At 68.0% G+C, this 13,943-nt stretch carries 9 protein-coding genes and 5 pseudogenes; 9 read left to right on the plus strand and 5 right to left on the minus strand.

Annotated features, from left to right (window positions below):
- Positions 1–177: 177 nt before the first annotated feature.
- The 4 genes from CIB93_RS38630 (at position 178) to CIB93_RS04375 (ending at position 6,018) form a co-directional block, all read left to right on the plus strand.
- The gene (locus tag CIB93_RS38630; RefSeq protein ID WP_179499958.1) at positions 178–600 is read left to right on the plus strand and encodes a hypothetical protein; all 423 of its coding nucleotides are present in this window, start codon (positions 178–180) and stop codon (positions 598–600) included.
- A 72-nt stretch (positions 601–672) separates the two neighbouring features.
- The gene (locus CIB93_RS37675) at positions 673–1,041 is read left to right on the plus strand and encodes a hypothetical protein (protein WP_257002007.1); all 369 of its coding nucleotides are present in this window, start codon (positions 673–675) and stop codon (positions 1,039–1,041) included.
- Between the two features lie 410 nt (positions 1,042–1,451).
- Complete coding sequence (locus CIB93_RS04370) at positions 1,452–1,808, plus strand: hypothetical protein (protein ID WP_257002008.1); 357 nt, start codon at positions 1,452–1,454, stop codon at positions 1,806–1,808.
- 712 nt (positions 1,809–2,520) lie between these two features.
- Positions 2,521–6,018, plus strand: coding sequence for a GDSL-type esterase/lipase family protein (locus CIB93_RS04375; protein WP_257002009.1), 3,498 nt, complete (start codon positions 2,521–2,523; stop codon positions 6,016–6,018).
- Positions 6,019–6,254: 236 nt separating this feature from the next.
- Here the strand turns inward: CIB93_RS04375 and CIB93_RS04380 are convergent.
- Positions 6,255–6,554, minus strand: a pseudogene (locus CIB93_RS04380) (transposase); the annotation flags it as partial.
- A 61-nt stretch (positions 6,555–6,615) separates the two neighbouring features.
- Here CIB93_RS04380 and CIB93_RS04385 point away from each other — a divergent pair.
- Positions 6,616–7,453, plus strand: a pseudogene (locus tag CIB93_RS04385) (IS5 family transposase).
- Here the strand turns inward: CIB93_RS04385 and CIB93_RS04390 are convergent.
- Both CIB93_RS04390 and CIB93_RS04395 read right to left on the minus strand, forming a co-directional pair.
- Positions 7,418–7,822 (minus strand): hypothetical protein, encoded by a 405-nt coding sequence (locus tag CIB93_RS04390; RefSeq protein ID WP_096624210.1) that lies wholly within the window; start codon positions 7,820–7,822, stop codon positions 7,418–7,420. The pseudogene CIB93_RS04385 and the gene CIB93_RS04390 overlap by 36 nt on opposite strands.
- Positions 7,823–7,890: 68 nt before the next feature.
- Positions 7,891–8,241: a helix-turn-helix domain-containing protein gene (locus CIB93_RS04395; protein WP_096624212.1), complete on the minus strand. Its 351-nt coding sequence runs from the start codon at positions 8,239–8,241 to the stop codon at positions 7,891–7,893.
- A gap of 86 nt (positions 8,242–8,327) precedes the next feature.
- Here CIB93_RS04395 and CIB93_RS04400 point away from each other — a divergent pair, with 86 nt between their 5' ends.
- From CIB93_RS04400 to CIB93_RS04410, 3 genes and pseudogenes are all read left to right on the plus strand, one after another.
- Entirely contained in the window at positions 8,328–8,777 is a 450-nt protein-coding gene (locus CIB93_RS04400; RefSeq protein WP_143659981.1) for a hypothetical protein, read from the plus strand.
- 148 nt (positions 8,778–8,925) lie between these two features.
- Positions 8,926–9,504: pseudogene (locus CIB93_RS38635) on the plus strand (transcriptional regulator); the annotation flags it as partial.
- Positions 9,505–9,516: 12 nt separating this feature from the next.
- A pseudogene (locus tag CIB93_RS04410) lies at positions 9,517–10,122 on the plus strand (XRE family transcriptional regulator).
- Positions 10,123–10,251: 129 nt separating this feature from the next.
- On the opposite strand, the pseudogene CIB93_RS04415 reads toward CIB93_RS04410, so the two are convergent.
- A pseudogene (locus CIB93_RS04415) lies at positions 10,252–11,023 on the minus strand (transposase family protein).
- Between the two features lie 77 nt (positions 11,024–11,100).
- A complete protein-coding gene (locus tag CIB93_RS04420; RefSeq protein WP_257002010.1) occupies positions 11,101–12,747 on the minus strand; it encodes an IS1182 family transposase in 1,647 nt (548 codons plus the stop codon).
- A 259-nt stretch (positions 12,748–13,006) separates the two neighbouring features.
- Between CIB93_RS04420 and CIB93_RS04425 the strand changes: the two genes are divergently transcribed.
- The gene (locus tag CIB93_RS04425) at positions 13,007–13,648 is read left to right on the plus strand and encodes a LysE family translocator (protein WP_096624218.1); all 642 of its coding nucleotides are present in this window, start codon (positions 13,007–13,009) and stop codon (positions 13,646–13,648) included.
- Positions 13,649–13,943 lie beyond the last annotated feature (295 nt).

A 13,943-nucleotide genomic window follows, 5' to 3' on the forward strand; every position in this document is an offset into this window, starting at 1 on the left:
TGTTGGCGGGTGTCCCGGGGAGCCGGGCCCCTGTGTCGGCGAGGCGGTAGGAACCGCGGCCGCTCTCCGTGACCCTGCCACGCGAGGGGGGCTGACCGTCCGATTCTTACCCGCTGTGGCCGGTCAGCCTTCTACGATCGGGTGCATGCTGGATCCCGAGCTGCCGAACGGATCACCATGCGCCGCGCGAAACTGGACGAACTCGAAGAACAACTGGCCAAGCAGTTGGCCGAGGTGCGGATCGAGCGCGACGAACTGGCCGTCGCCGAACGTGTCCTTGAGCGGGTGAGTGCGGAGCTCGCCGACGAACGCGTCTCGGCTGCGTCGGCGCCCGGGCAGGTGGGCGGTCGGGCGGTGATGCTGATCCCACACCGCGAGCCGGGAATGGAGGAGAACACGCTTCCGCCGGAATACCAGCGCATCCTGTCTGCCGTGCGGCAGGCCGCTGGGCCGGTCATGGCCCGGGAGGTCGGCGACATGCTGGCAGTGGACGTCAGAGTGAAGAGCAAGCTGGAACCTCTGCGTGGGAAGCTGGTCAGACTGACGGACCGCGGCTGGCTGCGCAAACTGCCCGACGGCAGGTTCACCACCCACATCTGAGCAGATACGCAGCCGCCCGGGGTAGCGTGACGCGGGCGTAACCGGGCTACCCCCGGTGGCTGTTGGAATTGTGTGACGAATGCTAAAGAACGCGCCGAAGACACCTGCCCGTCTGTCTACCAGTGCCGTCTGCCGCTGTCCACGCGAACCATCAACCACCTCGCCGATCTCCTCAGACGCCGACTGAAGGGGATTCGGTCCCGGTGGCGGATCCTGCCGCCTGGGAGGATCGCGGTGATCGTCCTGGGCGTACTGCGTCACGACCAGCGCCTGGCCGACATGGCCGGCGGCAACGACGTGTCCGAGTCCACCGTCCGACGCTGGCGCGACGAGCTGATCGGACTGCTCGCCGCCCAGGTGCCGCGCCTGGACCGCGCCCTGAAGCACGTCGCCAGGCAGGGTGGGGAGGTGGGGACTGCTGCATGGATAGGTGAGACCTGACCTGGCTTGCTGAGAGGCGGCCTGGAGGATGTCGCAGTGCCCAAGCCGTATCCGAGGGAGTACCGCGAGGACGTCGTGCGGGTCGCACGTAACCGTGAGCCCGGCGTCACGCTGGAACAGATCGCCGCCGTTTTCGGCGTCCACCCGATCACGCTGCCGAAGTGGCTGCGCGCGCGGACACCGACGAGGGCGCCAGGCCCGCAATGGCGTCCGGCTGCTGGAGCAGGAGGACGAAGTCCTCGGGAGGGCTGCGGGGTATCTGTTGCAGGACCTCGAACCGAGTGACGGGATACGGCATGGGTCGCAACAAGCCGGTCAAGCCGCGGCGGGAAAGGCCGGCGGGGCCGCCGCAGCATGTGCACGGGGGGTGCGAGATCCCCGACGGCTTTGCTGACCCGGGCGGGCGGCCGGTGGATCACAGGCTGCTCGGGGAAGTAGTGGGCGCCGCGTTCGACGGCTGCACCACATGCCAGGACCCGCTGCTGAGGTTCATGGTCGAGGACCCGGCGACGTCGGCGCGTACGGTCGAGCTGGCGTGCGTCGCCGTCCATGGGCAGCTCGGCGGGTTCCCTCCCTCGATGACCGACGAGGATGCGCCGGGCAGTACGTCGTCCCCGGAGTTCCGGCGGCTGGCCCGTGCGGGCCTGGACGGTGCGAACGGCGCGATGTTCCGGGAGTGGGAGCGGAGGGTGGCGGGGGCGGAACGGCGGTCGACGGTGAACACCGCGACGGACACCATCGTCGGGCTGATGGCGGTCGGCGGGTAGAGCGGGCCCGTGCCGAGCTGGCCGATGGTGTGCGGGCTGCGGGGTGTGCCGTCCGGACGCCGTGCTCAACAGGCCGTGACCGGCCCGGCCTCCTTCACAATCGGCCAAGCCGTCATTAAGCGCGTGAGAGCCGTGGCCCGATGGGGCGGGAAGCGGACCACCAGCGCTCGGTGACGGGATTCAGGATGCGGAGGGGGCCGTATCCCCAGGCGTCGCGGAAGCGGGGCGCCCCGTTCCTGAGAACGCAGGCGCTCCGTGCTCTCTCGACTGCTGAGGCCCGGTGGTCGCCGCGGCCGCCGAGTGCGCGAGCAGGTTCCCTGTGGCCGCGACGGGGCCTGCGGCTCGTGCTGTGTCGGCGCACGACGGCTGCGCTCCGGTGCGGCCTTGAGCCGGTACCGGGCGTAGCGGGGCTGTGTCGTTCAGGCGGTCAGGGTGATCCCAAGATCTCGATGGTCTGCCGCTGTTCCCGGTTCCGCTTGAGTAGCCATCTGCCTGATCCCCCGTCCATCTAGCCAGCATCTGGGTGGGCAGGAGTGTGGCAGGCCCTCAACTATGCGACCAGCGGCACGGGTCTGCACCAAAACAGCACATAATATCAGTGCAGCCCAAGGTGTGACGCGGAATCGAGAGTCACCGCAGGCTTTGTGCTGTCCGGCGGCATCACCCGTTCAGGGGCTGCACGCGAAGTACCTTATCCAGCTAGGAAGCTTTGTTGTCACATATACACAGATATAGACCCGTCGTTCGTGTGCCGCGGCGGGTACGCGGCGGGATCACCGCCGCAGCGGCCGTCGCGGTTGTCCTGGCCGCCCCCAGCCCGCTGTCGGCTGTGAACACCGCCGCCCCGACGGGGCAGCCATCCGTACAGGCGGCGGTGAAGACGGCCTCCGGTGCGCAGGAGCCCCCGGCCGGTCAGAGGAAGGAGACGGCGGCGGGTCCTACTGTCCCCGCACGTGCCTCCGCGACGCAGGAGGCGAAGGACGCCGATGTTCCTGGCCCCTTCACGTCCTGGGCGCAGTTGCGGCGTGCGCAGGTGAAGATGAACGAGACCGCCTATGTGCTGGAACACTCGGTGGGGCAGAAGGACGGACAGGGATTCGCCGGTGCGATCGTCGCGCCTGAGAAAAGGCATCTCACCCTGTACTGGCGGGGTGCGCTGACACCGGCTGTCAAAGCCGCCATCGCCAGCAGCCCGGCGCCGGTGGTGGTCAAGTCGGCCTCCCATACGGCAAAGGACCTGTCGCGGGCATCTGCCCAGGTGGTGCGGCTGGCCGGTTCCGCCAAGGTCCAGCTCGCGGAGATCATCAGGCCGCAGGACGGGAGCGGGTTGCAGGCGTCGGTGGCGGGGGACGAGGCCGCGGCGGCACAGCTGCGGCAGACCGTGGCCGCTGCCGACATAGACGTGCCGGTGGCCGTCACCGCAGGAGGGGCGGTGCAGACCAGCCTGAACCGGGGGAACGACCCCGAACTGGGCGGCGCGCAGATGGTCCGCCCCGTCTGCAGCACGGCATTCGCGGTCAAGTACGGGGGCGCGGACGCAATGCTGACCGCCGACCACTGTTTCGCCCCCGGCTACGGCAACGAGAGGTACTCCGTCGGCTCCGACGGCCAGCCGGTGACCCAGCCCTTCGGAAGTCGGGCTTCCCCCAGGGCGTCGGCAGGGTACGGACACGTCGACGTCGCCGTGCTGGATCAGCGCAATGGGACGACGTACTACCCCATCATGTGGGCCGGCGGAAGCGCCGCCTCTCCGCTCACCACGCAGAGGGCAGTTTCGGTCACCGGCGCGCAGGTACCGCGACAGGGCAACTGGGTCTGCCAGTCCGGTGCCCGTTCGGGCGAGGTGTGCAACATCCAGATCACCGCCCGCGTCGAGGACTACTTCTCCAAGGGCCCCGATGGTAGGGGCGGCGAAATAACGCACCACTACAGGTGGGGCTGGCAGGCGAAGAAGAGAGTGACCCCGAGCGACAGCAGCACCATTGCGGCGCGGCGGGGTGACAGCGGCGGCCCCGTCGTCCTCTCCGAAGGGCAGGACGCGGGGATCGGTAAGGCAGTGACGGCGATGGGCGTCGTATCGTCAGGTGCGGGCCGGGGCTTCGCATGTCCGACCGGCGTGGTCAGCACCTGTTTCAAAACGATCACCTTCGTCGGGATCGACGACGCCCTCAACTTCCTCGGTGGTACTGACCTGACAGTGACGGATGCCTCGGACTCCAGCGTCAGGAGGACCGTGAACTTCCAGGGCCAGGGGCCCGCCCAAGGCCCGGCAGTCCAGCCTGAAGTCGGTCTGCACACCGAACTGGTGAGCGAGAACGGTGCCGCGCTGGCCTACGATGAAACGCTCGGCGACTACGACGGCATCATCCATGGCTACGACAGGGCCGACTGGGAAATGCATCAGGCGCCCGACGGCAGCTGGATCTTCCAGAACCTCGCCCATCCTTCGCAGTATCTCGGGTATCCCGATGGTTCCGGGTATCGGTTCATCTCTGCGGGGGACGGCTATTTTCAGCTCCGGCACGGAGACTCCTGTATCGCCCTCAAACTGGTGCTGGGTCCGCGCAACATCGGAGACGTCTGGACAGAGGGGTGCGACAGCAGCAAGAGATCCCAGAGGTTCAAACTGGTCCCGGTGAACGATGCCACGTCCGGGGCTCTGGAACCGGTGCCTCCCGCCGAACGGAACACGTCGGCCCCGGCCACGAAGCCCACGCCCCGCCCCGGGCTTGCCGTGATGCCGCTGGGCGACTCGATCACCCTAGGTGTGGGGAGCACCACGCGCACCGGCTACCGGCCCCTGCTGGCGCGCCGCCTCGCTGACACCACGGACGCCCTGCGGTTCGTCGGGTCGCGTGTCGATCCCGACGGCACCCGTCACGAGGGCCACTCGGGCTGGCGCATCGACCAGCTCCAGGCCAACATCGAGACCTGGCTGGCCGATGCGAAACCGAATGTCGTACTGCTGCACATCGGCACCAACGACATGGACCGCGACTACCAGGTAAGTACCGCGCCCCAGCGTCTGGGCACTCTCATCGACCAGATCCACGCGGCCTCCCCTGACACCGCGGTCGTGGTCGCATCCCTCGTGCCGGCAGCCGAACCCGCAGTGCAGGCCCGTGTCACCGCGTACAACAAGGCGATCCCCGGCGTGGTCGCGGAGCGGGCCGCCAAGGGCTACCGGATCACGCAGGTCAGCATGGATACCCTCACCACTGCCGACCTCAACGACAGCCTTCACCCCAACAACGCCGGTTACGAAAAGATGGCCGAATCGTTCCTCGGCGGCATCGCGACGCTCTCCCGCAACGGCTGGATCACGGAGAAGATCGACGTCAAGCCCGCGCCACCCCGGCAGACGGCGACCGCGGGTGACTACAACGTCGACGTCAACGGCGACGGCCGGGCCGACTACCTCGTCGTCGACGACAATGGCGCCGTCCGCGCCTACACCAACACCGCCAACAGCACCGGCGGCGTGAAGTGGACCGACCAGGGCTATATCGCCTCCGGCTCCAACGCCTGGACCGGCAGCCAGGTGCGCTTCGCCGACATCGGCGGCGACGCTCGCGCGGACTACCTGATCGTTGAACCCAACGGCGCCACCCGCGCCTTCATCAACCAAGGCGGCGACGGCCACGGCGGATGGCACTACCAGGGCTATATCGCCTCCGGCTCCAACGCCTGGACCGGCAGCCAGGTGCGCTTCGCCGGCATCGGCGGCGACGCTCGCGCGGACTACCTGATCGTCGAACCCAACGGCGCCACCCGCGCCTTCATCAGCACCACCAACACCACCACCGGCGCCATCAAGTGGACCGACCAGGGCACCATCGCCTCCGGCTCCAACGCCTGGACCGGCAGCCAGGTGCGCTTCGCCAACGTCGGCGGCGACGTCCGCGCGGACTACCTGATCGTCGAACCGAACGGCGCCACCCGCGCCTTCATCAACCAAGGCGGCGACGGCCACGGCGGATGGCTTGACCGCGGTGCCATCGCAACCGGCTCCGAAGCCTGGACCGGCAGCCAGGTGCGCTTCGCCGACATCGGCGGCGACGGCCTGGCCGACTACCTCGTCCTCGCCGACAACGGCAGCGTCCGCGCCTACACCAACAGCGCCAACACCACCACCGGCGCCATCAAGTGGACCGACCAGGGCGTCATCGCCACCGGTACGGGAGCACCCAGTAGCCGGGTCCGTATCTAGAAACCCGCAGACGGACTGATACGCAACCCACGTCCGGACGGGAGGTCTCTCCGATAGCCCATGCAGCATCAGGGCCTCTCGGCCTCCCAGGGCACAGAGCCCCGGGAGGCCGAGAGGCCCTGATGCTGCATGCTCGTGTCCCAGCTCCACGCCAAGCTTGAAGCACCCGGGGGGTGCCTCTATGTCTTCCGTCAAGGCGTCCCTGTGGGGTTTGGAGTGGTTCGGGGTTGCTGGGGTTATGCGGCGAGCTCGACGTCTTTCGGCGTTCGGGATTGGTAGAAGGTGCCGTCGCGGAGCATGGCGAACAGGACGCTGATGCGTTGACGGGCGAGTCGGAGGAGGGCCTGGGTGTGGGTTTGGCCGCGTGCTCGCTGACGGTCGTCGTAAGTGCGGGAGGCGGGGTCGGCGTTCATGCAGGCGAAGGCGGACAGGAACATGGCACGTTTGAGCTGCCGGTTTCCGCCTTGTGGTGCGTGTTCGCCGTGGATCGAGGTGCCCGACTGCTTCGTGGTGGGGGCCAGCCCGGCGTAAGAACTCCTAACGAAATGATCTTCGAGGTGGTTGGATCACTCCGGGGCCGTTGATCGGGGGTGCGGAGTGGCTCGGCGGAAGCCGTGGGACGTCGATGACGAGCTGTGGGTGGTGATCGAGCCGCTACTGCCGAAGATCGAACGTCGCCCTCGTCGTCCCGGGCGGAAGCGGCATCCGGACCGGCGGGTGTTCCAGGGCATCCTGTTCGTCCTGCATACCGGTATCGCCTGGGAACACCTGCCGCAGGAACTCGGCTTCGGTTCGGGCATGGCGTGCTGGCGACGCCTGGCCGGGTGGAACGAGGCCGACGTGTGGCCCCGGCCCCGCGAAGCGCTCTTGGCCAAGCTCCGCAGCGCGGACGCCCTGGACTTCTCTGCCGCGGCCGTCGACAGCTCCCACATCAGAGCATTGAAAGGGGCCCCAAGACGGGACGAAGTCCTGTCGACCGGGGCAGGACGGGCAGCAAGCACCACCTGATCACGGACGCCACCGGCATCCCGCTCGCCGTCACCCTGACCGGTGGCAACCGCAACGACGTCACCCAGCTCATCCCGCTGCTCCAGGCAGTGCCGCCCGTTTGCGGGGCAAGCGTGGCCGACCTCGGCGCCGCCCCGACATCGTGCTCGGTGACCGCGGCTACGACCACGACAAGTACCGCCGCCTCGTCCGCGCGCTCGGCATGAAGCCACTGTTCGCAAGACGTGGCACTGAACACGGCTCCGGACTCGGCACTCAACGCTGGGTTGTCGAGCGCGCCTTCGCTCACCTGCACTGGTTCCGCCGCCTGCGGATCCGCTGGGAGATCCGCGACGACATCCACGAGGCCTTCCTCACCCTGGGATGCGCACTCATCTGCTGGCGACGCCTGTCACAGCCGACCCGAGCCCTCGCCCTCTCGCAGTAGCCATTCCCGGACCGAAGGAGCTTGGTCAAGCAACTGTCTGACCTGCATTCCCTCTTCGCGTGAGGTCATCTTCGGCAGCGGGGTGAAGTCGTCGGGGATCACGTCCAGCCAGCTCACCACGCGGTCTCCCGTACGCAGAGTGATCAGCAGTTCCCACCGCACGTGATCGGGAACCTCAGGGCGGTGGGACAGGGTGTGCCACAAGGCCGGCCACAGATAGTGGGTGCCGCCGGGCGCCACATTCGCCCGCACCCACGTCAGGTCCAACCGCTGGCTCAGGCCGAGGTCACCCGCCCGCTCTTCCAGCCGGAACAACGAGGCCGAATCGATGACCTTCACCTCGCGTGGCAGCGGTCGCTCAACGTCCATCGCCCCATGCTGCCCGACAGCACCTCACGTCGGGCAACCGACGCCAAAGAGTCATTCCGCTAGGAGTTCTAAGTCAGGTGGAAGCGTCGGCCGATCACCGTCTTCACACGGCTCAGGGTCCAGTGCTGGTCTTCCCAGCCGTGCGCGGTCGGCCCCTTGGCCAGTTCCGACTCCAGCTGGGCGAACTGCTTCTCGCTCAGCCTCGGCAGCGATGCCGGTCCCTGTGACCGCAGAGCCCGCGGACCTCCCTCGTCCCACATCCGCCGCCATCGGTGCACCGAGCGGACACTGACCCGCAGATCCTTCGCGATGACTGAGCTCGCCTCACCCCCGGCGAACCTCTCGGCCGCCTTCAGTCGTAACTCCTGGCGGAACTGCTGCCGTTCGGCGGTCAGCCCGCCCCCTTGTGGATACCGCATGCCCCCGTGATACCGCACAGGCGGCGAGCCGTCAGCCTCCACGACTCCACGAGTTCAATCTCAGTAACCAGATGTACGCAGCGTGCGTGGCAGTGGAGGGCTACCTGCCGGTCCCGCTGACCCGCGAGGATTGTCCGCAGCTGCCGACCGCTTGGGTCGGGGTCGGTGAGCAGGGCATCCGACTGTATGGGCGCACCTACGACCATCCCTCCCGGGATCCGCACGAAGGGTTGAATCTCTACCGGCGTGCGCGATCGGACCTGCGTGGTAAGAGGAAGGGGCGCTGGGAGGTCCGGTGTTCCCCCAACGACCTGTCCCGGGTGTGGCTGCGCGATCACACCACCAACCGGTGGGTAGAAGCCACATGGGTGCACAGTCCCGTGGTCGGGGCGCCGTTCACACAGTTCCTGTGGGACATCGCCGTCTCCCAGCATCTGGAACGCGGCGGGCGCACCGAGGACGAGGAGGCGATCGCCCACGCTCTGGCCGCGTTGCTGGAGCGGGCCGAACGGGGGCCCGAACAGGCCCGCCTTTGAAGATGGAGCTGACGTCCGAGGAGGAACGGCTGCTGCGCGATACAAGCGCGGCCGGACCGTTGCTGCTGGCTCCTCCGACACCATCGTGGCCGCAGGACTGCCATGCGTGGAAGGCGCTCGCCCAGTCGGCGCTCCACGCCCCGAAGCTGTGCGTGACGCCTACCTGGCCACGATGGCCGACCTCGGCGTCGATGCCGACCTGTCGCCGGAGGACTTCCTGACGGCGGTGGACGGCTACAAGGGTCGTGACCCGGAGCTGGGCATCGTCATCACGGCGATCAAGGCGACGGCCAAGGGCGGCCTGGGCAAGCTGCGCGAGCGCCCGTGCGGGGAGGGCTGGCGGCCGGGCGAGCGGTGGCGGCCCTGGAACGCCCGACATGGCGGCCCGATATCCGAGCGGCGGTCATCTCCCGCACCCGGATCAATCTGCACCGCAAGATCGTCAAGCACGCGGCGTTCACCGGGCAATATCCGATCGCGATCCTGTCCGACTGCGTCGTCTACGCCGCCGACGGGCCCTCGCCGCTGGACTTCCTGCCCTACCGGGACGGCAAGCCGCTGCCCGGCGGGTTCAAGCTCGGCATCAACCCCGGCCTCGTGAAGTGGGAAGGCACCCAGGACGTCCTGTGGGGCGAGGAGGTCCGTGATCGGGTTCAACGCGCCGGAGCTCAACCTCGCCCGGTACATCAAGGACGGCACCGTCACCGACGTCGACAACGGAGAGTAGGAGAAGGCCAGCATGAGCCTGATTGGGGACGGCCTGAACAAGGCGGTGCAGAAGGCGTTCACCCGCCCGGCACCCAAGAACGCCGGCCCGTAGATGCGGTACCTGGTCAAGCAGCTCGGCGGCACCAAGCCGGTCGCCCGGATGCTGTGGATCTCCCAGCGCACCGTCGAGCGGTACGTGAAGGACCAGATCAAAAGGCCCCGCCCGGATCTCGCCGCCCGCCTGGACCGCGAGGTGAAACCGCGGTGGCAGCCGCAGATCCGGGCCAAGGCCAGGCAGAAGGCGGCGTCCACGGGCGGCATCATCATCGACGTCCGCGCCCGCATGGGCTACACCGCCCCGATCGGATCGACGGACCAGGACCGCATCCGGCACCTCACCCTCGCCCTGCCCCCGCGGTACGCCGCCCGCTTCTTCGACGCCCAGGAGCAGGGCGCCAGCGACACCCGCCTCCAGGAGATCGCGGCCGAAGTGCTCAAGGAGGTCTACTTCCAGGACGGCCGCCGCCGCGCCGGCTCCCTGGACGAGGTCCGTTTCACCGACATCGAGCACCTCGAATTCGACCTGTGGATCGCCCAGCAGTATGGGCCCGAACCACCACTAGAACGGAAGGCATAGGTTCGGGCCCATACTGCTGCTCCTGGCTTTGCCGAGCCGTGGCGACAGGGACTGTCGGACCTTGCTCCTAAAGCGTGTTGCACAAGGCTGTGATTGGTCGGGGGAAGCCGCGTTCTGTGCCCTTGAGGATCATGCGGCCAGGGCGTGGTTGTGGAGTGTGGCGACGGCTTGGACTGCGTAGTGGAGGCCGTTGCCGCGTTGCCGGCAGTCGCGGAGGATCTTGTAGTGCTTCATGCGGGCGAAGGCGTGTTCCACGCGGGCCCGCACCCGTCGGTGCTCCGCGTTGTCTGTTTCCTCGCCGGGCAGGAGTGGGCGGCCGGGGCGTTTGCGGTGCGGAACGACGAGTCCGGTGTTGATGTAGGCGCCGTCTCCGAGCACCGTCACGCCCTGGCACATGTCGGGCAGTCCGGACTCCCGCCATGCCTTGGCGTCCGCGGTGTTGCCGGGCACCGGGCGGGCCGTCGCGATCACGAGTTTCGTGTCCGCATCGATGATGACCTGCACGTTCGCGGAGAACCGGTAGTTGCGTGAGGAGGCGCCGACCTTCCGGTCCCGGACCGGGATCAGGGTGCCGTCCACGATCCACAGCCGGTCCATGGCGTCCGCCGGGCGGGCGCGCGGGCTCGATCGCCAGGAGCGGCCGCAGCCGGTGGATGACCCGGCACACGGTGGCCGGCGAACAGCCGAACAGCGGCGCGAGCTGCCGCATCGTGAGGTTGGTCCGGTAGTAGACGGCCACCAGCAGCACCCGGTCCGCCAGCGGCAGGCACCACGGCCGACCCCCGCCAGGCCCGTTCCCACCCCGCTCACGCACGACCTTCAGAAGCCGGTCGAACTGCCGCATCCGCAGCCCGGTGAACGTTTCCACCCACAACGCCTCAGCTCGCAACACCCCACCCATACAGGAGAAATACCCATCCCACAGCCTTGTGCAACACGCTTTAGCTTGACTCTGTCGGGGATCTTGGTGTCGTCTGCTCAGTCTCTGGCGGACCGCCAAGACCTCGGCCGGGGGATCCCGTGCTGGTCCAGGAAGTTCTGGAAGGCGGTCGGCGGCCGGGGCGAAGGGGCTTCTCCGGTCGGCGGCCGTCGGCTGAGGCGCTCGATGTTTGCGGCGATGGCTGTGAACACGTGCTGTAGGTGGGCTTTCTGCTGTCCCCGGTAGCGGCAGCGGCGCATGCCGTGTCCGTGAGCGAGCTCGTTGATGGTGCCTTCCACTCCGGAGCGGACCGCATAGCGGGCCTGCCATTCGGGTGTCTGTTGCTCGGCGCGGACTCGGAGTTGCAGGTCACGGAGTTCTCGCGGGGGAAAGCCCACGGTTCGGGCGCTGTCGGTGGTGGTCGTGCAGCGGGTGCGGACCGGGCAGGGGCGGCACTGGCTCTTGGTGAACCGTGCCACGATCAGAGGTGCCGCGGTGGGTGAGGAGGTCGGGTAGGGGCCGTGCCATCCCGCGCTGGTCTCGCCCTGCGGGCAGGTGACCTGCCGGCGGTCGAAGTCGATGTGGAAGTCGTCGCGGCCGAAGCCGTCGTTCTTGCGGTGCTGGCGGGTGGAGTTGACCGGCAGCGGTCCGGTGACCGTGACCTGGTGTTCGCGGGCTGCCTGTTCCAGATGGACCAGGGAGGTGTAGCCGCCGTCGACCAGATGCTCGGCGGGCAGCAGCCCGCGGCGCTTGAGCCGGGTGTGGATGCCGGGCAGAGCCTTCGCGTCGTAGCTGGTGGCGTCGGTGGTGGCCACATCTGTGATCACGTTGACGCCGTCAGGATCACAGGTCTCGGTGAGATGTGCGACGAATCCCTTCCAGCGGGTGACATGTCCGCGGCGCGCGTAGCGGGCCGTCGGGTCGTAGGGCGAGACGACTGCGACGGCCGAGGGCGGCAGCCCGCCGTCGTCGGCGGTGCGCCAGCGCAGGCGGCCGGCCCCGTCGCGGTAGTAGTTCTGCACCGTGATCTGCCGCAGGGCCTGGGCCCGGGGACTGGACAGGCGATCCGCCCCATGCTCCCCGATGTGCTCCAGCAGCCGGACGGCGTCGCCGCCTGTGGCAAGGATCCTGGTCTTGGGGCGGGTGGGGTTCTTGCCCAGACGGACCGGACGGCCGTAGCGGCGCCCCCACTCCTCGTCGACCAAACCGGCCAGCAGGTGCGGAGCTGTGCCGGCCAGCTCTTCCAGCGCGGCGCGGACGGCCTCGGTGACCAGTTCCAGCCGGGTCAGGTCGCGCACCGCGGCCAGGACGTGGGTGGAGTCCGTGCGCTGGGTGGTGCGCTCGCGGACGAGACCGGCCTCCTTCAGGCGCGCGAGCGCGAGGTCGAGGAGACGGTCGGCTCGGCCGCCCTCGGTAAGACGCTCGCGGAAGTCGGCAAGCACGCTGTGGTGGAAGCCAGGATCATCCAGTTCCATGGCCAGCGCGTACTTGAAATCGATGCGGCAGCGAACCGCCTCGGCCGCCTGCCGGTCCGACAGACCGAGCAGGAACTGCAGCACACAGACGGTGGCCAGCTGGGCGGGCGAGAGCCCCGGGCGGCCGTCGCGCGGGTACCAGTCGGCGAAGTCCTCGTCACGCCACAGCCCGCCCAGATGGTCTCTCACCCACATCGCCGTCGTACCGCCCGGGTTACTCGCTCGCGCCATCTGCACGGTCAGAGAAGGGACTTGCTCACCAGAACGGGCGTGGAGCGACAACGGGCACCTCGACAACTGCATCGGTTCTTGAACAGAGCCGAGCATGCCCGTTGATCATGCTGCCCCGCCGGGGATCCTCAAGATCCCCGACAGAGTCAAGTTAGGCCGTGTATCGGAAGCGGATGTCGGCGGTTCAAGGGGACACCATCATGGCCTAGGTCAAAAGTCGCTCTGGTGAGGTGAGCATGCATGGAGGAAGATCCCGTGCATGATCGACCCTCACCGGCTCCTGGCCTTCTGCACTATGTCCGTTCTCTTGTCCGCTATACCGGGACCGAGCGTGCTGTTCGTCATCGGCCGGGCCTTGGCTCATGGCCGCCGGACGGCGCTGGCCTCGGTATTGGGTAATGCGCTCGGTGGATACGCACTGGTCATCGCGGTTGCCCTGGGGATCGGCACCTTGGTCGAGACGTCGGTCATCGTCTTCAACGCGATCAAGCTGGCCGGCGCCGCCTATCTCATCTACCTCGGGGTGAAGGCCCTGCGAGCAAGCTGGAAGAACTGGGCAGCATCGGCGAGCATCCCGTCTGCGACGTGTAGCGGGCGGGGCTCGATACGGGCAGGTTTCGTGGTCGGGGTGACGAATCCGAAGAGCGTCGTGTTCCTCACCGCCGTACTGCCTCAGTTCGTCGACCGGGAGGCAGGTCACGTCAGCGTCCAGATGCTGGTCCTCGGCTTGGCTGGTGCCCTGTTGGCTCTGGTCTCCGATGGCCTGTGGGGGCTGACGGCCTCAGCCGCACGTACCTGGTTCGGTCGCTCTCCCCGGCGGATGTCACTGGTTGGCGGCTCCGGAGGGCTGGCCGTGATCGGACTGGGCGCATCGGTGGCCGTCACAGGCCGCGCTGACTAGGAGCAGCCCACCTCACAGCCACTCATTGATGGCTGCGATGAGGACGGTCGCCTCGTAGCGGACCGCGAGCTTGTCGTAGCGAGTCGGTGCGCCACGAGGCGCCATGGAATCGAGTGAGGTGAGAGACCTTCACCGCCGGGTTGTCGTAGCAATCCGGTTGAAGCTGGGGGCAGTTCGGTTCGGGGGATGTCGAGCTGAGCGGCAAGCAGCCCCGACAACGCCGGGACGGGTTGGTACTGCCAGACGACCCGGGTCCGGCTAGCGAGACAGGAAGGTGCACGCGAGAAATCAGTGC

The organism is Streptomyces sp. WZ.A104 (assembly GCF_002382885.1).
Classification (GTDB): Bacteria; Actinomycetota; Actinomycetes; order Streptomycetales; family Streptomycetaceae; genus Streptomyces.